The 18,533-nt window shown below is 63.5% G+C and carries 17 protein-coding genes; 8 read left to right on the top strand and 9 right to left on the bottom strand.

Annotated features, from left to right (window positions below; translation table 11 throughout):
- Window positions 1-12: 12 nt before the first annotated feature.
- The 5 genes from KZO25_RS14935 to KZO25_RS14915 form a co-directional block, all read right to left on the bottom strand.
- Window positions 13-939 (bottom strand): molecular chaperone, encoded by a 927-nt coding sequence (locus KZO25_RS14935; RefSeq protein WP_223137564.1) that lies wholly within the window; start codon window positions 937-939, stop codon window positions 13-15.
- Between the two features lie 70 nt (window positions 940-1,009).
- Entirely contained in the window at window positions 1,010-2,221 is a 1,212-nt protein-coding gene (gene nrfD / locus KZO25_RS14930) for an NrfD/PsrC family molybdoenzyme membrane anchor subunit (RefSeq protein WP_223137563.1), read from the bottom strand.
- Window positions 2,222-2,229: 8 nt separating this feature from the next.
- Window positions 2,230-2,991 carry a 4Fe-4S dicluster domain-containing protein gene (locus tag KZO25_RS14925; RefSeq protein ID WP_201025322.1) on the bottom strand — a complete coding sequence of 254 codons (762 nt, stop codon included), beginning with the start codon at window positions 2,989-2,991 and terminating at the stop codon, window positions 2,230-2,232.
- A 34-nt stretch (window positions 2,992-3,025) separates the two neighbouring features.
- Entirely contained in the window at window positions 3,026-5,506 is a 2,481-nt protein-coding gene (locus KZO25_RS14920) for a molybdopterin-dependent oxidoreductase (RefSeq protein WP_223137562.1), read from the bottom strand.
- An 83-nt stretch (window positions 5,507-5,589) separates the two neighbouring features.
- Window positions 5,590-6,636 carry an ATP-binding protein gene (locus KZO25_RS14915; protein WP_316935710.1) on the bottom strand — a complete coding sequence of 349 codons (1,047 nt, stop codon included), beginning with the start codon at window positions 6,634-6,636 and terminating at the stop codon, window positions 5,590-5,592.
- Between the two features lie 170 nt (window positions 6,637-6,806).
- Here KZO25_RS14915 and KZO25_RS14910 point away from each other — a divergent pair, with 170 nt between their 5' ends.
- Window positions 6,807-7,247, top strand: coding sequence for a hypothetical protein (locus KZO25_RS14910; protein ID WP_066449851.1), 441 nt, complete (start codon window positions 6,807-6,809; stop codon window positions 7,245-7,247).
- A 76-nt stretch (window positions 7,248-7,323) separates the two neighbouring features.
- On the opposite strand, the gene KZO25_RS14905 is transcribed toward KZO25_RS14910, so the two are convergent.
- Window positions 7,324-7,617: a CC/Se motif family (seleno)protein gene (locus KZO25_RS14905; RefSeq protein ID WP_223137561.1), complete on the bottom strand. Its 294-nt coding sequence runs from the start codon at window positions 7,615-7,617 to the stop codon at window positions 7,324-7,326.
- A gap of 3 nt (window positions 7,618-7,620) precedes the next feature.
- Window positions 7,621-8,706 carry an ACR3 family arsenite efflux transporter gene (arsB, locus tag KZO25_RS14900; protein ID WP_066449849.1) on the bottom strand — a complete coding sequence of 362 codons (1,086 nt, stop codon included), beginning with the start codon at window positions 8,704-8,706 and terminating at the stop codon, window positions 7,621-7,623.
- 166 nt (window positions 8,707-8,872) lie between these two features.
- Here arsB and KZO25_RS14895 point away from each other — a divergent pair, with 166 nt between their 5' ends.
- Together KZO25_RS14895 and KZO25_RS14890 are read left to right on the top strand one after the other, a co-directional pair.
- Window positions 8,873-9,490 carry an ATP-binding cassette domain-containing protein gene (locus tag KZO25_RS14895; RefSeq protein ID WP_066449848.1) on the top strand — a complete coding sequence of 206 codons (618 nt, stop codon included), beginning with the start codon at window positions 8,873-8,875 and terminating at the stop codon, window positions 9,488-9,490.
- On the top strand, window positions 9,481-10,281 hold the full coding sequence (locus tag KZO25_RS14890; protein WP_223137560.1) for an ABC transporter permease: 801 nt from the start codon (window positions 9,481-9,483) through the stop codon (window positions 10,279-10,281). Before KZO25_RS14895 ends, KZO25_RS14890 begins: the two co-directional genes overlap by 10 nt.
- A gap of 13 nt (window positions 10,282-10,294) precedes the next feature.
- Here the strand turns inward: KZO25_RS14890 and KZO25_RS14885 are convergent, their stop codons facing one another.
- Complete coding sequence (locus KZO25_RS14885; protein ID WP_066449842.1) at window positions 10,295-11,065, bottom strand: alpha/beta fold hydrolase; 771 nt, start codon at window positions 11,063-11,065, stop codon at window positions 10,295-10,297.
- A 94-nt stretch (window positions 11,066-11,159) separates the two neighbouring features.
- Window positions 11,160-12,347 (bottom strand): acetyl-CoA C-acyltransferase, encoded by a 1,188-nt coding sequence (locus KZO25_RS14880; protein ID WP_066449839.1) that lies wholly within the window; start codon window positions 12,345-12,347, stop codon window positions 11,160-11,162.
- Window positions 12,348-12,483: 136 nt separating this feature from the next.
- Between KZO25_RS14880 and KZO25_RS14875 the strand changes: the two genes are divergently transcribed.
- The 5 genes from KZO25_RS14875 (at window position 12,484) to KZO25_RS14855 (ending at window position 18,408) form a co-directional block, all read left to right on the top strand.
- Window positions 12,484-13,089 carry a TetR/AcrR family transcriptional regulator gene (locus KZO25_RS14875; RefSeq protein ID WP_223137559.1) on the top strand — a complete coding sequence of 202 codons (606 nt, stop codon included), beginning with the start codon at window positions 12,484-12,486 and terminating at the stop codon, window positions 13,087-13,089.
- Window positions 13,090-13,370: 281 nt separating this feature from the next.
- Window positions 13,371-15,041, top strand: a complete 1,671-nt coding sequence (locus KZO25_RS14870) for an AMP-binding protein (protein WP_223137558.1) — start codon at window positions 13,371-13,373, stop codon at window positions 15,039-15,041.
- Window positions 15,042-15,061: 20 nt separating this feature from the next.
- Window positions 15,062-15,829 carry an SDR family NAD(P)-dependent oxidoreductase gene (locus tag KZO25_RS14865; RefSeq protein ID WP_223137557.1) on the top strand — a complete coding sequence of 256 codons (768 nt, stop codon included), beginning with the start codon at window positions 15,062-15,064 and terminating at the stop codon, window positions 15,827-15,829.
- A gap of 91 nt (window positions 15,830-15,920) precedes the next feature.
- On the top strand, window positions 15,921-16,373 hold the full coding sequence (locus tag KZO25_RS14860) for a MarR family winged helix-turn-helix transcriptional regulator (protein WP_066444700.1): 453 nt from the start codon (window positions 15,921-15,923) through the stop codon (window positions 16,371-16,373).
- 223 nt (window positions 16,374-16,596) lie between these two features.
- Complete coding sequence (locus tag KZO25_RS14855) at window positions 16,597-18,408, top strand: acyl-CoA dehydrogenase C-terminal domain-containing protein (protein ID WP_223137556.1); 1,812 nt, start codon at window positions 16,597-16,599, stop codon at window positions 18,406-18,408.
- Window positions 18,409-18,533: the final 125 nt, after the last annotated feature.

Below are 18,533 nucleotides of genomic sequence, written 5' to 3'. Positions count from 1 at the left end.
CCTCTCGGTTGCTTACTGCCACGCCTTCAGGCTTGCGCCGGGCGGCTTCAGTGAATGCGAGGCGGCATCGCGGCCCTGGCAGCGGGGGCAGATCGCCAGATGGTCGGTGCTGACGCAGGCTGCGGTAAGGCGTTGGCGCATCTCTGCCATTACCGGATCGCTCTTGAAAAACTCGCCACAGGAGCGGCAGGTCAGCGTTTCCCGCGGGGCCTCGCTTGCCTCAAAGGACTCCACTCCGGTCGTGACCTTTACCTGCCCGGGGGCGCGGGACTGCTGAAGTGCCAAGGAGGGCAGTGCAGCTTTTAGGCGCGCGAAGTCTTCGGTCAACTGGTCATGGGTCAATTCGACCAGCAGTCGCCAGGGCAGGGTGGTCTCGTACTTTGCCGCTTGTGTCACCTTGCGGCGAACCCCGGCCATGGCGGGCAGGGTGAAATCGTGCAGCATGGTCGCGGCGTCCGTCATCGCGGGGGAGGCGTCAGTCGCGGCCTCTCGTGCCTCCATCGCCTCGCTGTAGACCCAGGCGAGCCACTGCAGGTGGAGCGAAAGGTGGTCGGGAAGGTCTCGGAACGCCGGGTCGCGCTCCAGGCCATGGCGATGATAGAGGGCTTCCATGGAGGGCACGCTTCGGGACATCAGGCCACCGTCGAGATACGCGCCCAGATTGAGCGGCGCAGGCGCCGGTGGCGTAAGAAACAGACGGCTGTAGCCCAGCATTACCTGCTGGGTATCGGTCAGTGCCGCCAGTGCCTGTGAGAGCGCCTCGAGGCGCTCGGTATTGAGCGTGGGTAGCGTCTCGGCCAGGTTGCGAAGGTCGTCGAGCAGTGGCCCGCGAAGCTCCGCCAGTGTCACCCCCGTGGTCGGGGCGAGGAAGGCTCGCGACAGGCAGAGGCTGAATTCAGCAGCCGGCAGCAGATCTGGGAAACGAGGATATTGTGTCATCTTGCTGACGGAGCGGCCTGCCGGCGGGCAGGCTGCACCTTCTCCTTCAGAATGCGACTGGTAGTGTGGTTCAGGCGGTATTCGCCTGGGCGCCGGCCGGAGCCTCGGCCATATGCCGAGGCATATCCCCCAGGTTGAGGAATTTCTCACCCAGCAGGTTTAGCACGAAGCACAGCGATATGCCGACAAAGGTCAGCGACCACTCTGTGGCGGAGGGCGTGTAGCTGATCAGGCCGGGCTGCCAGGTGCCGCGGAAGAGTGGAACCACCTGGCCGCCCACCACGAAGTAGAAACGCTCGGCGAAAAGCCCCAGGAACACCAGGCAGGCGACCAGCACCTGTACGCCTGCGCGGTTGCGCAGCGAGGCACTCAGCATCACCACGAAGGGCAGCAACAGGCCCAGCAGCAGGGAGGCGTTGTAGAGCGGCGAGGCGAACAGATAGCCGGTCCACACCAGGTTGATCTCCGGGTTGTTACTGTAGAGCCCGGTGATGGCGCGCACGGCGATAAACAGCAGGGTTCCGCCGATCAGTGCGGCGAACAGCTTGGGCAATGCCCCTGTGAGCAGTGCCTGTAGTGCGGGCGGCATGCGCTCGCGCCGAAACCCGTGGGCCAGGTAGGTAAAGAAGACCAGTGCGGCCACGCCGCTGGTTACGCCGGTGAAGTAGAAATAGATCGGCAGCAGGGCATCGAACCAGAACGGTCGCATGCTCATCATGCCGAAGATCAGTGCCAGGTTGCCGCTTGCCAGCAGCACGCCGATGAAGGAGGCGATACCCACCTGCTTGGCGGTCTTGCTGTCCCATTCGCCGCCCTGCAGCTTGCTGAACTTCCACAGCAGGAACAGCAGGTCCAGGGCGTAAAACACGCCCATCCAGAACATTGCCGACTGCACCTGCAGGTTCAGCGGGATGGCCCACAGCATGCGGAACACGTTGCCAAGCTCGAGAGCCAGTACTGCCATCCCCGAGATCAGCACGATAAAGGCCAGGAAGATGCAGCGCTTGGCCACCGGGTAGTACTGCTTGAAGCCGAACACCAGCGGCAACGAAGCGATCAGGCCCAGTCCCGATGATGCCAGGGCGAAGTAGAGGTAAGTGGCAATGGGTTGACCCCAGGGAAGAGTCGAGCTGGTATTGAACGAGGTATGGCCGCTGGTCACGAGTTGGACGAGAGCAAAGGCCAGGCTGGCCAGCAGCACGATTCCCGCTGCCACCAGCAGCCCCCAGCCCAGAGGCCCCTGCAGGACGTTTGCTTGAGTCCTGGTTTGCATGTCTTTCATGGAGATATTCATGCGTCATGCTCCCTGTCGGCAGGAGTAAAGGCGGGCACGCTGGCGCCGGCGCCAAGATAGTAGACCTGCGGTCTGTTGCCGGTGTGATCCTTCAGGCGTACGCCATGCCTGTCGCCGATCAGCAGATTGACCTGGCTTTCGGGGTTGTCCAGGTCTCCGAAGTAGCGCGCCTTGGGAGCGCAGGTGCGCACGCAGGCCGGCACGTACTCCTTGACCTCGGGGTTGTCCTCATCAAGGTCGACCACGCCCTCGGGCGCATGCTTGACCTTGTGGTAGCAGAAGGTGCATTTCGACACCACGCCGGGGGGCTGAATGCCGATGCCTCGCTGCCAGTCCTCTTCCGGGTTCTGGTAGGGCGGGCTCCACAGCTGGCCGTTGTCGCTCGGGTAGGCCTCGCGGATGTCGGGTTCGATAAGTGGCTTCTCGTCGGCATAGAAGCGCACCCCATAGGGGCAGGCGATCATGCAGTACTTGCAGCCGATGCACTTGTTCCAGTCGACGAAGACAATGCCACCGGCATCCGGGTCCTTGTAGGTGGCCCGGGTCGGACAGACATGCACGCATGAAGGATTCTCACACTGCATGCAGGGCCGCGGCAGCCACTTCATCTGTGCGCTGGGATACTCGCCCTCATGGTAGAAAAGCACGTCCTGCCAGCTCTCCCCCGGCAGGGTGTTGTTTTCCATCGAGCAGGCCGTGGTACAGGCCTGGCAGCCCGTGCATTTGTCCAGGTCGATGACCATTCCCCACTTTGCCATGGTGATGACTCCTCAAGAATTCTTTGTCCGTAGATCAGGCGCGCTCGAGCCTGACCTTGCCGGTGTAGTAGCTGGCCAGGCCGGAAATCGGGTCGGACACATTGGCCGTGATCTCGCCGGAGTGCCCCGGACCGCGGCCCTTGGCCCAGCGTCCCTGAGCCCAGTGGCCGAACTCGAAGGGCAGTACCAGGGTGTCGGGGCGGTGGCCTGCCACGAAGCGGCACTCGGCCTCGATGCTGCCGAGATCGGAGGTGATCCTGACCCGGTCGCCGTTGCGGATACCACGCTCCTGGGCAGTGCGCGGATGCACCTCCAGGTAGACGGTGTCGCGGCCGCCGACGATGGGCTGGTGGATGGCGATGTTGTGGGGAACGTTGGCGCCGCGACCCTCGGCGTGCAGCGGGGTCTTGGGCGTCACGAAGTAGAGATCGCCGTCGCCGCCGCTGTGTTGCGGCTCGACCCACTGGATCAGGCCCACGCGCTCGCGGGGAATGCCCATTTCCGTTTCGATATAGGCGGCATGCTCTTCCAGGAAGCCGGACTTGAACTCGCACTTGCCGGAAGGGGTCTTGAACAGCTTGGCCTTGACCTCCTCAGGGCTCATTTGCAGGTCGTAGTCGAGACCGCCCCACTCATAGAAGCGTCCGCGATCCAGCCGCCAGTGATAGGGCTTCTTGTACCAGACGCCTTTCTCCTTCCAGCTCTCGAAGTCGTTCACGCCGTCGTCGCCGGGGTTGTCGGCGAAGCCGGCGGCGCGGTGATGCAGCACATTCTCGACGCTGTCCAGTGCCCGGTAGTACTCGCCTGCCGGGCCGTTGAGGCGCTTGCCGATCCCGATCAGGATGTCGCCGAAATGGCGAGTGTCGTAGATCGGCTCGACCGCCGGCACACGCAGGGCGGTCATCGGCCAGCCCTCGAAGGGGTAGGTAGGCGAGTCCTGCAGCCGCTCCAGATAGGTCGAGTCCGGCAGGATCAGATCTGCGTACATGGCGGTCTCGCCGGGGAACGGCGAGGTGTCGATGATGAACACATCCTTGAAGGCTTCTTCCCATACCTTGGGATCCGGAGCAGTCCAGATCGGGTTGGTGTAGAAGAACATGGCGGTGTCGAGCTTGTAGGGGTCGCCCGCCAGGTGGTTGGGGCCTGTCTCCTGCATCATGTGGCTGGTCATCGGCCAGCGCTCGGTGCCTGCCATGTCGATGCGCGGCTGATCCTTCCAGGCACCGTCGCGGGCATAGTCGTCGAGGTAGTCATCGGCGCTGACCGGTAGATCACCGTAAGGCACGCCCATCTGGTAGCCGAGCCCGCCCTTGGCGAACAGCGAGCCCACCAGGGCGTTGAGTGCGTGAATGGCCATGCCGTTGTAGGTGCCGTTGGTGTGGCCGGTGGGGCCGCGCTCGAACAGCGCCACGGCGGGGCGGGTTGAACCGAATTCGATGGCGGTCTGGCGGATATGCCGGGCGGGGATGCTGGTGATCGCCTCGGCCCACTCCGGGGTGCGGTCCTTCAGCTCCTGATTCCACCATTCGGTCAGGCCGTGAACCCAGTTCTCCTCGAAGGAATCCTCGGGAATCGACTCGCCGCTGACGAAGCGGCGTGAGGCCTGATAGAAGTCGCCGACGAACTCCTTGTCCCACAAGGCTTCGGTCAAAATCACATGGGCCACCGCCAGGGCGAAGGCGCCGTCGGTCCCTGGCTTGATGTAGAGCGCCCGGTCTGCAGCCGCCATGGTGGGGTTCATGCGCACATCGACGCAGGTGACGCGGGTCTTGGGGCTCTTGCTGCGCATATGGCCCCACATCTGCATCACGTTGTTGTAGGGGCGGAAGGCTTCGAGAAAACTCGCCCCCATGATCAGCAGGTAGTTGGTGTTGCGGTAGTCGTAGGAGTTGTAGGAGTCGTTGCCATCAGTGGCGCGCTTGGCGCGCTTGGAGCCCTCGGCACACATCGAGGCATGGCCGATAGCGGAATTGGGCGTGCCGTAGAGCTTGCCAAAGTCGCCGTACAGGCCGGCATCGGATGCCCCCCAGCCGCGACCGTAGAAGTGGGCGAAGCGATGGGACTCCCCCCGTTCGCGCAGCCCGTTGAGCCGTTCGGCGACCATGTCCAGGGCCTCGTCCCAGGAGATCGGTACGAAGCCGGGATCCTCGTCGCGCCCCTTCTCGGGATTGGTGCGCTTCATGGGCCCCTTGAAACGGTCCGGGTCATAGAGAAAGTAGCTGCCCAGGTGCCCCTTGGGGCAGAGCTTGCCGTTGGCGATGGGGTTGCCGGTGTCGCCGTAGATGGCATGCACGCGCCCGTCGGTGGTGTAGACGTCGATGCCACAGCGTGCCGGGCACTGGGCACAGATACTCTTGGTGACGACCGTCTCGCCACGTGGTGTCTGGGCACGAGCCTGTGGCGCCTGGGCAAGCCCGGTCAGCCCGGTTACGCCTACGGCGCTGGCCGTGGCGCCAACCACAGCCGACGATTGCAGGAAGCGGCGCCGGTCCAGCAAGGTTTGAAACAGTTTCATGGTGTCTCCCTCGGGGTCACGTCTTGTCGTTCACTTGTCGCTGTTATCGCTATCAATGGATGGCATCGGCCCTCGGTGGAGGGTTAACCAAAGAGGTCTTGGAAGCTCTCTTGCATCAGCGCTTTCTCTCGACGGCAGGCAGGACAGGTCTTGGCGGATGCATGGTTTTTTCGCGTGAAAGGACGCCCGCATTCGAAGCAGTTGGCTTGTTCGATCTGTCGCAGCGTCACCGGCACCGGTTGCCAAGCCTCGACAACTTGAAGTGCATCCTCCGGGCAGGCTGTCAGGCAGTGGCCGCAATCGAGGCAATCCATGGCGTTGAATATCAGCTCGCCGCTGGGTGTCTCTTGCAGGGCCGTGGTAGGGCAGACACGGGCGCAGACGCCGTGGCCCTGGCAGGCATCTTGATCCAGGGTCAGGCCAGGCAGTGGCGGACTAGCAAGGTCATCCAGCTGTGGGCCGACGGCCATGTAGCGCTGAAGACGGCGCGCCTTCGGGGCGCTGTCATCTGCGTCGATCATCGGAAGCTGCGGGGTTGCACGACCCACCAGCAGGGCACGACGGCTCACGGGATGAGAGGGGCTTTGGTAGTCGGCTGAAGCTGACGACGTAAAGACCCGGCACAAAAGGTCGGCTTGCTCGAACCACTTGTCGTGTCCAGGCAGCGGCGCCGCCAGGCAGCCTTTGCAGGCATCTGGCAGGTGCAGCTCCAGCTGAGCGGGCATTGCCCGCACCCTGAGCCATGCGATCTGATCCGGTCCAAGGGAGCGCAGACAATGGAGTTGCCTCAAGCCAGTCTCGTTGCTAGCGCGGTGGCAGCCCAGTCGTAGCGGCTCGCCCTCTGCCTGGACCGCCACCAGGGCGTCGATTTCGGCGCTGACCAGGGCCTCGGTGGGACAGGCCGGAACGCAGTGGGCGCAGCCGTGACAGGCGTCGCTCGCCAAGAGAGAAACACCGTCACCATTCTCATGAAAGGCTAGGGCTTCCGAAGGGCAGGCGTCGATGCAACTCGCACAGGCCAGTGGATGTGGCGGCGCCTGTAGACAGCGGAATTTCAGCCAGCCGATACCAGGAAGCGAGGGCCGAAGTGGTTTGGGCGTAATGTACGAGGGGCTGGGAGTCTGTGGCATAGTGGTCTGCCGAATGTCTTGTTATAGTTATATGCGTATCAGCATATGTATAGGCGGCAGCTTGGCAGAGGCTAGTATGTTTCGCCACGCCAATTAGCCCAAAGTGTTAGCCGGCAGAAGGGTAGAGTTGTCCTGGATCAAGTTTCTTTGAAGTATTACGGGAGAGGCAAATGGCGGTACTGGTGGAAGCCACGGCAGTAATCCTGCGAGCGGCGGCGGTTGAGGAACGGATAACTGATGGTTGGGACGCACTGCGGACTTGCCTGCCCGAAACGGCTGTCTGCTCCGACGATGAGCTGGTCAGCATCAGCCTGGTGGATCCGACCGAGGTCCGGCACCTGGTGGATCGATTGGTCGGGCTAGGGCTGCTCTTCGACTGGGAGGGGAGTTTCGAGGATATCGCCTTTGCCGACCAGAAGCGCGGACTGATCACCCCCTGCGACTGGCTCACCTTCGAGACGGCGAATATCGGTATCGGCGGCACGCCTCCCAGCGTGGCGATCTGCCGGCTGGCTGGCAGCCAGTCTCACGAACTCAGGCTCCCCGAAGGGTGGCGCTATCAGGGTTCCTTGAGCGAAGCCTTCGGAGCGAAGGATGGGGCGGTCAGGTAAGCCCGCATCGTATTGCTTCATCGCATGGCTGTATTGGCTTGGCCTGCCGGGATGACAAAACAAGTAGGCGGTTCGTCTAGTCCCGCCGGCGTGCGATGGGCGAGCCGTCTACGAAGAGGTGCTTAAGCCCCAGCAATCCTTCAACCTCGACGATGAGACCCTGGTCGATCAGGGCTGGTTCGATGAATAGCTTTAGGCCATCGAGGTCCAGTTCTCGGTAGTGCGTTAAGTCACTGGGCGTGCGTGCTTCGGCCACGGCAATGTCTGCGCCGCCGCCACAGCAGCCATGGCGGGAAGAGAGGCGAACGGTCAGCACGCCCCCGTTGCGCTCAATCCATGCGCGGGCATTGTCGCTTATCTCGATGGCCACGGCTCAGCCCCTGGCCTCGCTGGCGGCAGGGAAGTGGTGACGTGTCTTGTTGGCGATGCGTACCAGCGCCAGCATCAGGGGCACTTCCACCAGCACCCCCACCACCGTGGCCAGCGCCGCGCCGGACTGCAGGCCGAACAGCGCGATGGCCGCAGCCACCGCTAGCTCGAAGAAGTTGCTGGCGCCGATCATGGCGCCGGGGGCGGCCACGTTGTGGGGTACCCTCCACGCCTTGGCCCAGCCATAGGCGATGAAGAAGATCAGCACGGTCTGGATGATCAGCGGGATGGCAATCAGCACGATATGCAGCGGATTGGCGATGATCACGTCGCCCTGAAAGGCGAACAGCAGCACCAGCGTGATGATCAGGCCGATCGGTGTGATTGGCCCCACCCGCTTCATGAAGACGTTGTCGTACCATTCGGCGCCCTTACGGGCGATCAGGGTGCGTCGGGTCAGGTAGCCGGCGGCCAGCGGGATCACGATATAGAGAAAGACCGAGAGCGCGACGGTATCCCAGGGCACCTGGATATTGGAGATGCCGAGCAGGAGTACCACGATGGGGGCGAAGGCGAACAGCATGATCAGGTCGTTGAGCGAGACCTGCACCAGGGTATAGGCGGCATCGCCACGGGTGAGGTAGCTCCAGACGAAGACCATGGCGGTGCAGGGTGCCGCCCCCAGCAGGATGGCGCCGGCCAGGTACTGTCGGGCCAGCTCCTCGGGAATGAACGGGCGGAACAGCACCATCAGGAAGAACCAGGCGATGGCAAACATGGTGAAGGGCTTGATCAGCCAGTTCACCGACGTGGTGATAATCAATCCTTTCGGTTGGCGGCGTACGCCCAGAACGGCGGCGAAGTCGATCTGTGCCATCATCGGAAAGATCATTGCCCATATGAGGATGGCTACCGGGATCGACACCTGGGCGACCTCGAAGCGCGACAGGGTCTCGGGAACGGCCGGGGCGAACTGGCCGAGCAGTACCCCGGCGACGATCGCCAGCGCCACCCAAATCGAGAGAAAGCGCTCGAAGAGGCCCATGCCTTCGCTGGTGGAGGGGGACTGCGAATCCTGAAGTGCGGTCATTCCTTGAGTCCTGATGTGGTCATGGCGGGGTTTTGGCCAGAGGCATGCTTGTTCGTCTAGGATATATGGAATTCCATATATGGGCAATTCATCTCCCTTCCAGTCAGCCGGTAGAAGGCTGGTATGATCAACAGGAAATTGCCAGTTCATCCGGCCAGGAGTGCATGTGCAGCCCACTTCGCTACGCCTCGAGAGGCTCACGGTAGGCGAGCTGGAAGCCGTCGACCTCAGCGTAAGCCCAGGTGACATTGTCTGCCTTTCCGGGGCCAGTGGATCCGGCAAGAGCCGCCTGCTGCGTGCCGTGGCCGATCTCGAGCCCCACGGGGGTGAGGTATGGCTGGCGGGTCAGGCCCAGTCGACGATACCGGCCCATCGCTGGCGGCGCCAGGTGATGCTGGTGCCGGCGGAAAGCCAGTGGTGGAGCGACCGGGTGGGCGAGCACTTTTCCGATGGGGTCGAGGATGGCGATCTCGAAGCGCTTGGCTTCGAGCGCGAGGTGATGTCATGGCAGGTCGGCCGGCTCTCCACAGGCGAAAAGCAGCGCCTGTCGCTGCTGCGGGCCGTGAGCCGAGAGCCCAGGGTGCTGTTGCTGGATGAGCCTACTGCCAACCTGGATGACGCGACCCGAGACCGGGTGGAACACTGGCTGGCGTCGCGGATTGAATCGCGTGGCTGGCCGACGCTGTGGGTGGCCCACGACAGGGGGCAGATCGTGCGGGTGGCAGATCGCCATCTGCGTATCGAGGGCAGTCGGCTGCTTGTGCAGGAGGCGGCATGGACGTGATCGAGCTCTCCTGGTGGCAGCTGGCCCTTGCGGCCTCGATGGTCGTCGTGCTGGCCGGCTGCACGGCCGTGATGCGGCTGGGCATGAGTCGCAGCCTGCTCATCGCCGCCTTGCGTACTGTCGTTCAACTGGCGCTGATCGGCCTGGTGCTGGAGGCGCTGTTCGCCGCCGAACGCTTGGTCTGGGTGAGCCTGATGGCAGTGGCCATGCTGCTGATCGCCGGGCGCGAGGTGATGGCGCGGCAGAAACGCCGCTTGAAGGGCGGCTGGGCCTTCGGTATTGGTACCCTGTCGATGTTCCTGTCGTCGTTCACCGTTACCGTGTTGACGCTGACGGTGATCATCGGCCCGGACCCCTGGTACCGGCCGCAGTATGCTATTCCACTGCTGGGCATGATGCTCGGCAACACCATGACCGGGGTTGCCCTGGCACTGGACCGTCTCACCGATACCGCCTGGCAGCAGCGGGCGGTGATCGAGAACCGGCTGATGCTGGGCCAGCCCTGGCAGGAAGCCATCGGTGACATTCGTCGCGAGGCGATGCGCAGCGGCCTGATGCCCATGATCAACGCCATGGCCGCCGCCGGGGTGGTCAGCCTGCCAGGGATGATGACCGGCCAGATACTGGCCGGTACCTCACCGGCCCTGGCGGTCAAGTATCAGATTCTGGTGATGTTTACCATTACCCTGGGCACCGGCTTCGGCACCCTGGCGGCGGTGGCGGCGGGCAGTCGCCGGCTGTTCGATGCCCGTGAGCGGTTGCGGCTCGATCGATTGGCGGTGCCTGGCTAGTATCCCGTCCTGCTCAACCCTGGAAGTCGATGATGGCGGCGATCAGTCGCTCCGGGCATTCGCGGTGCGGCACGTGCCCGCAGCCGGTTAGCAGGTATGGCTCGGAGGGGCCCGGCGTCAGGGCGGCGATGCGCGCCGGTTGCTCCCGTGAGCCGTACTCGTCGAGTTCGCCGTGGATAGCCAGCGTAGGGCAGCGCACCTGAGCGAGGGCGTTGTCCAGCCGCCATTCGCGGAAGGCCTCCGAGTGCCAGTTGTCGACCCAGCTGCGCAGCACCCACTCAGCCTTGTTACCGTGGTACTTCGCCAGCCGTGACAGGCCATTAGGCTGAAGAAAGACTTGCTCCGCCGTGCGAATGCCGGCCAAGGTGCCCGGCTCGGTGAAGGCCTGGGCCGCTACCGTGATCAGTACCTCACAGCTGTCGGCGTGCCGGGCGGCAGCGTGGGCAGCCATGCTGCCGCCCACGCTATGGCCGAGCAGCGCGAATCGCTCGAGTTCCAGCTGCTCGCGAACGGCGGCAAAGGCGCCCCCCGCCTCGTCGGCGATGAAGCTGGTCGGCTGCGGTCCGGGGTAGGGCGCCGAGCGCCCGTAGCCGAGGCGGTCGTAGGCGATTATCTCGCGCCCCGTCGACTTGGCCAGTCGTGCCGGGAAGTCCCGCCATAGTGCGATACAACCCAGAGAATCGTGCAGCAGCACGATTGGCGGAGCTTCATCGGCGCGTTCGTATCCCCAGCGACTGGCGAAGAGCCGGCCGTGGGGGGTGTCAATCCAGAATTCCTTTGCCACTGTTGTCTCCTGTCAGCCGAGACCCGTTCAGCCGAGACAAACGGGAGCCAGCGTCGGCTGACGCTGGCTCCCATGCGGTGATGTGGCCGGTTGGTCAGTCGATCAGTTCGACCGCCACCGCGGTGGCCTCGCCGCCGCCGATGCAGAGACTGGCGATGCCTCGCTTGCCGCCCTTGGTGCGCAGGGCGTGGATCAGGGTGGCAATGATCCGAGAGCCGGTGGAGCCGATGGGGTGACCCTGGGCGCAGGCACCGCCGAAGACGTTGACCTTGTCGTGGGGAATGTCGAGCCCGTCCATGGCCAGCAGGGTGACCACGGCGAAGGCTTCGTTGATCTCGAACAGGTCGACGTCGGCCACGCTCCAGTTCAGCTTCTTCATCAGTTTGTCGATGGCGCCAACCGGAGCGATGGTGAACTCGCTGGGGTGCTGTGAGTGGGTGCTGTGCCCCAGCATGCGGGCCAGCGGCTTGACGCCATGCCTGTCTGCCGCTGCCTGGCTGGCCAGTATCAGCGCCGAGGCGCCGTCGGAGATGGAGCTGGAGTTGGCTGCGGTGATGGTCCCGTCCTTGGCGAAGGCCGGACGCAGCTCGCGGATCTTGTCGAGCTTGGCCTGGAACGGCTGCTCGTCATGGTTTACCACGGTCTCGCCCTTGCGGCTGGTGACGGTGACCGGGGCCATCTCGGCGTCCAGATGGCCGGCGTTGGTGGCTTCCATGGCTCGCTCGAGTGAGGCGATGGCGAAGTCGTCCAGCCGCTCGCGGCTGTAGTCCCGCGAACTGGCGACGTCCTGGGCGAAGACCCCCATCAGCTTGCCGGTCTCGGCATCCTCGAGGCCGTCGAGGAACATGTGGTCCTTGAGCTCGCCATGGCCGAGTCGATACCCCGTCCGGGCCTTGGTTAGCACGTGGGGGGCGTTGGACATGGACTCCATGCCGCCGGCCAGCAGGATCTCGCCGCTGCCGGCGCGGATCAGGTCGTGAGCCAGCATGGCCGCCTTCATGCCCGAGCCACAAAGCTTGTTGATGGTGGTGGCGCCGATGCCATCGGGAATCCCGGCCTGGCGCATGGCCTGGCGGGCGGGGCCCTGCTTGACGCCGCCCGGCAGCACACAGCCCATGATCCCTTCGTCGATTGCTGATGCCTCGATACCGGCACGTTCGATGGCGGCACGAATGGCGGTGGCGGCGAGTTCGGGAGCCGTCATGCTGGAAAGGCTGCCCAGCATCCCGCCCATGGGGGTACGGGCGGCGGAAAGGAAGACGATATCGGTGGGGCTGCTCATGGTGTGTTCTCCCGGAGAGTGGTGAATGTTGTCAGTATAGGGATTCGATACGAGCGCCGGGCTTTCAGGTGGATTGACCTGTCGGCGGGGCTGTGTTTTTCTCAAGATCAACCAAGCAAGCGCTAGTGTAAACCCGATGAATGTCGTTAACGAGTCCCCCCGCCGCAAGGAATTGACACGTCTGGCCGCCCAATTGTTCGTGCAGGAGGGCTTCGACCGGACGACGGTGCGTATGCTCGCCCAGGAGATGGGCATCAAGTCCGGCAGTCTGTTCCACCACTTTCGCGACAAGCAGGAGATCCTCGCCGCAGTGATCGAGGAGGGGACCCAGAACGCCCTCTCGTTGGCGCGACATGCGCTCGAGCAGTGTGGCGCCTCGCCCGAGGAGCGGCTGCATGCCATGGCGCGAGCACATCTGGAAACCCTCTTGACCGATCGCAACGCCCATGTAGTGGCGCTCTACGAGTGGCGTCGCCTGGATAGCCAGGCCCGGGCACATCTCAGCCATCTTCGCGACGCCTATGAGGCGCTGTGGGAAGCGGTCATCGATGAGGCGCTGAATGCCGGCTTGATTCATGGTGATCGCTTTCTGGTTTCGCGGTTCGTCATGGGGGCGCTGAACTGGACGGTACGCTGGTACGATCCCGAGGGCCCCCGCAAGCCCGAGGACCTGGCCCATGAATTGATCGCCATGATCGCTCCTTCCACCCACGCCGTCCCGGCAGGGTCGACCAAGGTATAGGCTCACAGAACCGTCGCGGGGGTTGCCCTGCGCGCGCTTTGCTTCTAGCTTGTACCTAGCGCTTGCTAGGTTGACGCTTACGTTAACTGAATCTATCAAGAAGTAGTCAGTCTTCTACAGCACAGGTGTCCTCAAGGTCACCTGTAAAGCAGCGAAACGTTTCGCCATTGCCAACAACAAGCACAAAGGAGCAGACGGTTCACGTCGCACGTCATACGGTCACTTCCGGCCAGTGTGAGAGTGCCGCGCCGAATCGGGTTCCGAGCACAAGAGGGCAGTAAATGAGCACCCATTCCCTTCCCGAGTATTCCACCTTTCTCGAGCGCTTTTCCATCGAGGAGGTCATTGCCCGGCTCGACGACCATCGGGACGGCAAGTTCAACGCCTTTGAATCCTGCTGTGGCACGCATCTGCGTACGGGGCGTGGCGATGTGCTCGCCCTGGTGCATGAGGATGCCAGCGGTAACGTGAACCAGATGACCTATGCCGAGCTGGAGGCAGAAAGTGCCAAGCTGGCCGGCTGGCTGTCTGAGCGGGGCCTGGGGGTGGGCGACCGGATCGCCTGCATGTTGCCGCGCTCGCCGCAACTCCTGGTGGCGGTGCTGGCGACCTGGCGCATCGGTGCCGTCTACCAGCCGCTATTTACGGCCTTCGGTCCGGATGCCGTGGATTACCGCCTGGGGCGTGCCGACACCAAGCTGGTGATTACCGATCATGCCAATCGATTCAAGTTCGAGGGGCTCACCCTGTGCCCGCCGGTACTCGCCGTGGGCGGGCCGAGCGCCGGGCATGGTGATGACCTGGACTGGAGCGATGCCCTCGCGCATTCACCCATCGAGACTCAGCCGCCACGTCTGTCACCGGAGGCCCCGTTCCTGCAGATGTTCACCTCCGGTACCGTGGGCAAGCCCAAGGGAGTGGCGGTGCCTCTCTCCGGCATGCCGGCCTTCGCGCTTTACATGGAGCTGGCCATTGACCTGCGCGAGGACGACCGCTTCTGGAACATGGCCGACCCAGGCTGGGCCTATGGCCTCTATTACGCCATTGCCGGGCCGCTGCTGTTGGGCGTCACCACCCATTTCTGCGAGGCTGGCTTTAGTGCCGAGGGCGCCATGGCCTTCATGAAACGCCATCGCATCACCAACTTTGCCGCCGCCCCCACCGCCTACCGGCTGATGAAAGCCTCGGGGCTGTTCGATAGTGCCCATGAGGTACTCGATCTTCGGGTGGCCAGCTCTGCCGGTGAGCCGCTCAACACCGAGGTGGTCACCTGGGTCGAGCGTTCACTGGGCTGTCCGGTCATGGACCACTACGGCCAGACCGAAACCGGCATGACCTGCTGCAACCACCACGCCCTGGCGCATCCCAAGCATGTCGGCGCCATGGGTGTGCCGATGCCCGGCTACCGGCTGGCGATACTGGATGCCGAGTACAACGAGTTGCCGCCAGGCGAGCCGGGCGTACTGGCGGTGGATGTCGAGGGTTCTCCCGCTCACTTCTTTGCCGGCTACACCTGGCAGGAGAAGCACCCTTTCGCCAAGGGCTACTACCTGACCGGCGACGTTGTGATCCGCAACGAAGACGGCACCTTCCAGTTTGCCGGCCGCGATGACGACATCATCACCACCGCCGGGTACCGGGTCGGGCCTACCGATGTAGAGAACACGGTAATGACCCATCCAGCGGTGGCGGAGTCCGCGGCCGTGGGGCAGCCTGACGAGATTCGAGGCGAGATCATCAAGTCCTATGTCGTGCTGCGCGACGGCTACGAGGCAAGCGATGCGCTGGCCGACGAGATCCGTCAGCAGGTGCGTGAGCGACTCTCCACCCACGCGTTTCCCCGGGTGATCGAATTTGTCGATACACTGCCCAAGACGCCCAGCGGCAAGATACAGCGCTTCAAGCTGCGCGCCGATGCCGCTGAGAAGGCCGAGACAGAAGCCGCCAAATGAACACTGTGGAGACACGCTAGATGCAACTGAAGGACAACACCTTTCTGATTACCGGCGCCGCCTCCGGGCTGGGGGCAGCCACCGCGGAGCGCATCGTCGCCGCCGGCGGGCGCGTGGTGCTGTGCGATCTCAATGACAGCGTGGTGGCGCATGCGGAAAGCCTGGGGGAGAGCGCCCGGGCCTGTCGTGGCGATGTGACATCGGCTGTGGACATGCAGGCCGCGGTCGATGCTGCCGTGGCGCTGGGCGGCGAGAAGGGCATGGCGGGCGTGGTACATTGTGCCGGCGTCGTCAGCGTTGCCAAGCTGGTCGACCGTGAGGGCAACCCCGCGGACCTCGACGCCTATGCCCGTACCGTGCAGATCAACCTGGTGGGCACCTTCAACGTCATGCGGCTGGCGGCTGCCGCCATGGCTGGCAACGCGCCGGGCGAGGACGGAGAGCGTGGGGTGATCATCAATACCGCCTCCGTTGCTGCCTTCGACGGCCAGGTGGGGCAGTGTGCCTACAGTGCTTCCAAGGCCGGAGTGGTGGGTATGAGCCTGCCGGCGGCCCGTGAGCTCTCGCGGCATGGCATTCGCGTCATGGCCATCGCTCCCGGGGTCTTCCAGACCCCGATGATGAGCGAGATCCCCGACGAAGCCGCCAAGGCCTTGGCTGCCTCGGTGCCGTTCCCCAAGCGACTCGGCAAGCCCGATGAGTTCGCTCGCCTGGCCGAACAGATCATCGGCAATCCGATGCTCAACGGTGAGGTGATCCGCCTCGACGGCGGGATTCGAATGCAGTAGTACCGTTTGAAAAGCGCTGAGGAGTGAGGGCTTGGCATCAATTGGGTGGCGCGCTAGATTGTGGTGCAAACCGTAATCCGGAGCGCCAGCCATGGCCCAGAATGACACCTGTTCTACATTACAGCTCGACGATCAGCTCTGCTTTGCCCTCTATTCTACCTCCCTCCTGATGACCAAGTTCTACAAGCCCCTGCTCCAGGCTCTGGGCCTCACCTATCCACAGTACCTGGTCATGATGACGCTGTGGGAAGAGGATGGTCTTACTGCGGGTACCATCAGTCGCCGACTAATGACCGATACCGGTTCTTTGACGCCCATTTTCAAGCGCCTGCAAGCCGACGGCTTGCTCAAGCGAGTACGTAGCACCACCGATGAGCGAGTCGTCGAACTTTTCCTGACCGGCGCCGGGCGGGAGCTACGCGAACGTGCCGAGGAGATCCCGGACTGCGTGGTGATGGCCAGCGGCGCGTCCTTCGACGATCTCAACTCCCTCAAGGCAAGGCTTGAAACACTGCGCGCGCGTCTACAGGAAGCCATGCCCTGAACCTGGCCCAAGGCCGACGTCACCCGACATGCTCACCGATAGAGTTCCGCGTGCTTCGTTTGGCAAAAGGTTCAAACAAGCGCTTGACTCTCGATCTTTTGCAGGCTAGTTTCAAACACATGTTTGAAAGCGGCTGCTGCCGCCTTCACGCGCCCAACTTCAGGCGACCCTCAGCGGTGAGCCTTGGCAGCGACCCTTTGTGGCGACCTTTGTGGAGAGTAAGATGCCCGACTATCAGGCCCCCCTGCGCGATCTGCGCTTCGTAATGGACGAGATGCTGGAATTCCCCGCTCACTACGCTCGCCTGCCGGGCGGTGAGGAAGCCTCTCCCGATGTGGTAGCCGCTATCCTCGAGGAGGGCGCACGCTTCGCCCGCGAGGTATTGCTGCCGCTGAACCAGACGGGGGACCAGGAGGGTTGTCTGCTCGAGGGTGGCGAGGTCAAGGCCCCCAAGGGCTTCAAGGCTGCCTACGAGCAGTACGTGGAGGGTGGTTGGCCCAGCCTGGCTGCCTCGCCGGAACATGGGGGTCAAGGCCTGCCTCATTCGTTGGCCATGGTGCTCAACGAGATGGTGTGTTCCACCAACCTGGCCTGGGGCATGTACCCGGGGCTTTCCCATGGCGCCGCCGATGCCCTCCGTCATCACGGCACCGAAGAGCAGCAGTCCACCTACCTGACCAAGCTGGTGGAAGGTGTGTGGACCGGAACCATGTGTCTGACCGAGCCTCACTGCGGTACCGACCTGGGGCTGATCAAGACCCGTGCCGTGCCCACCGCAGACGGCGCCTTTGATATTACCGGCACCAAGATTTTCATCTCGGCCGGTGATCATGACATGGCCGAGAATATCGTCCATCTGGTGCTGGCGAAGTTGCCGGACGCCCCCGAGGGCTCCAAGGGCATCTCGCTGTTCGTGGTGCCAAAGTATCTGCCCGACGCTGAAGGCAATCCCGGTGAGCGCAACGGCGTCTCCTGTGGCTCCCTTGAGCACAAGATGGGCATCCACGGCAACGCCACGTGTGTGATGAACTTCGATGGTTCCCGTGGCTACCTGGTGGGTCCGCCCAACAAGGGACTGGCCTGCATGTTCACCATGATGAACGCGGCCCGGCTGGGCGTGGGCATCCAGGGTCTGGGTCTGGCCGAGGCGAGCTTCCAGAACGCCCTGGCCTATGCCCGTGACCGCCTGCAGATGCGGGCGCTCTCCGGCCCCCAGGCGCCAGATAAGCCTGCCGATCCCATCATCGTCCATCCGGACGTGCGCCGTATGCTACTCACCCAGAAGGCCTTCGCCGAAGGCGGGCGTATGCTGGTGCTCTATACCGCCCAGATGCTGGATATCGTCGAGCATGGGCAGGATGCCGCCGAGCGAGAGCAGGCGGAGGTGTTGCTGGGTCTGCTCACACCCATCGTCAAGGCGTTCCTTACCGAGGTGGGGTTCGAGGCCACCAATGAGGGCGTCCAGGTCTTCGGCGGCCACGGCTTCATCCAGGAATGGGGCATGGAGCAGCTGGTTCGTGATGCACGCATCACCCGGCTTTATGAGGGCACGACGGGGATCCAGGCTCTCGACCTGCTTGGCCGTAAGGTGCTGATGAGTCAGGGCGAGACGCTCAAGGTCTTCACCAAGCAGATCCACAAGTTCTGCCAGGCCGAAGCCGATAATGCCGAGCTGGCGGAATTCATCGGGCCGCTGTCCAAGCTCAACGCCGAATGGGGCGAGCTGACCATGGGGATCGGCATGAAGGCCATGACCGATCGTGAGGAAGTGGGTGCCGCCAGCGTCGATTACCTGATGTACTCAGGCTACGTGACCCTGGCCTACCTCTTCGCCCGGGCGGCCAAGCAGGCCAAGGCGGCACTCGCCGCCGGCAGCGACGATGCGGCCTTCTACGAAGCCAAGATCAAGACGGCGCGCTTCTATTTTGCTCGCCTGTTACCGCGGACCCGCGCCCATGCCGCCATGGTTCAGGCCGGGGCGGAGCCGCTGATGGCGCTCTCTTCCGAGGACTTCGGTCGCGGTTTCGAAATCTGATTATCCAGGCATCTCTCTCGGTCAGTTGTCTGATCGGTGGTTTGCGGCGGGCCTTGCCCGCCGCTTTTTTTATCGCTTCTTGCCGGCACGACCGGCGCCAGCAGGTCGAGGCGATTCGCCGCTGG

This window comes from Halomonas sp. ANAO-440 (assembly GCF_019915905.1).
Lineage (GTDB): Bacteria > Pseudomonadota > Gammaproteobacteria > Pseudomonadales > Halomonadaceae > Halomonas > Halomonas chromatireducens.
Note: the sequence above shows the minus strand (reverse complement) of the source record. Positions and strands in the feature narration are given on the sequence as shown.

Coding starts and splice junctions, on each gene's coding strand:
- KZO25_RS14935 (WP_223137564.1), bottom strand. CDS start 939: ATGACACAATATCCTCGTTTCCCAGATCTGCTGCCGGCTGCTGAATTC.
- nrfD (WP_223137563.1), bottom strand. CDS start 2,221: ATGAAAGACATGCAAACCAGGACTCAAGCAAACGTCCTGCAGGGGCCT.
- KZO25_RS14925 (WP_201025322.1), bottom strand. CDS start 2,991: ATGGCAAAGTGGGGAATGGTCATCGACCTGGACAAATGCACGGGCTGC.
- KZO25_RS14920 (WP_223137562.1), bottom strand. CDS start 5,506: ATGAAACTGTTTCAAACCTTGCTGGACCGGCGCCGCTTCCTGCAATCG.
- KZO25_RS14915 (WP_316935710.1), bottom strand. CDS start 6,636: ATGCCACAGACTCCCAGCCCCTCGTACATTACGCCCAAACCACTTCGG.
- KZO25_RS14910 (WP_066449851.1), top strand. CDS start 6,807: ATGGCGGTACTGGTGGAAGCCACGGCAGTAATCCTGCGAGCGGCGGCG.
- arsB (WP_066449849.1), bottom strand. CDS start 8,706: ATGACCGCACTTCAGGATTCGCAGTCCCCCTCCACCAGCGAAGGCATG.
- KZO25_RS14890 (WP_223137560.1), top strand. CDS start 9,481: ATGGACGTGATCGAGCTCTCCTGGTGGCAGCTGGCCCTTGCGGCCTCG.
- KZO25_RS14880 (WP_066449839.1), bottom strand. CDS start 12,347: ATGAGCAGCCCCACCGATATCGTCTTCCTTTCCGCCGCCCGTACCCCC.
- KZO25_RS14875 (WP_223137559.1), top strand. CDS start 12,484: ATGAATGTCGTTAACGAGTCCCCCCGCCGCAAGGAATTGACACGTCTG.
- KZO25_RS14870 (WP_223137558.1), top strand. CDS start 13,371: ATGAGCACCCATTCCCTTCCCGAGTATTCCACCTTTCTCGAGCGCTTT.
- KZO25_RS14865 (WP_223137557.1), top strand. CDS start 15,062: ATGCAACTGAAGGACAACACCTTTCTGATTACCGGCGCCGCCTCCGGG.
- KZO25_RS14860 (WP_066444700.1), top strand. CDS start 15,921: ATGGCCCAGAATGACACCTGTTCTACATTACAGCTCGACGATCAGCTC.
- KZO25_RS14855 (WP_223137556.1), top strand. CDS start 16,597: ATGCCCGACTATCAGGCCCCCCTGCGCGATCTGCGCTTCGTAATGGAC.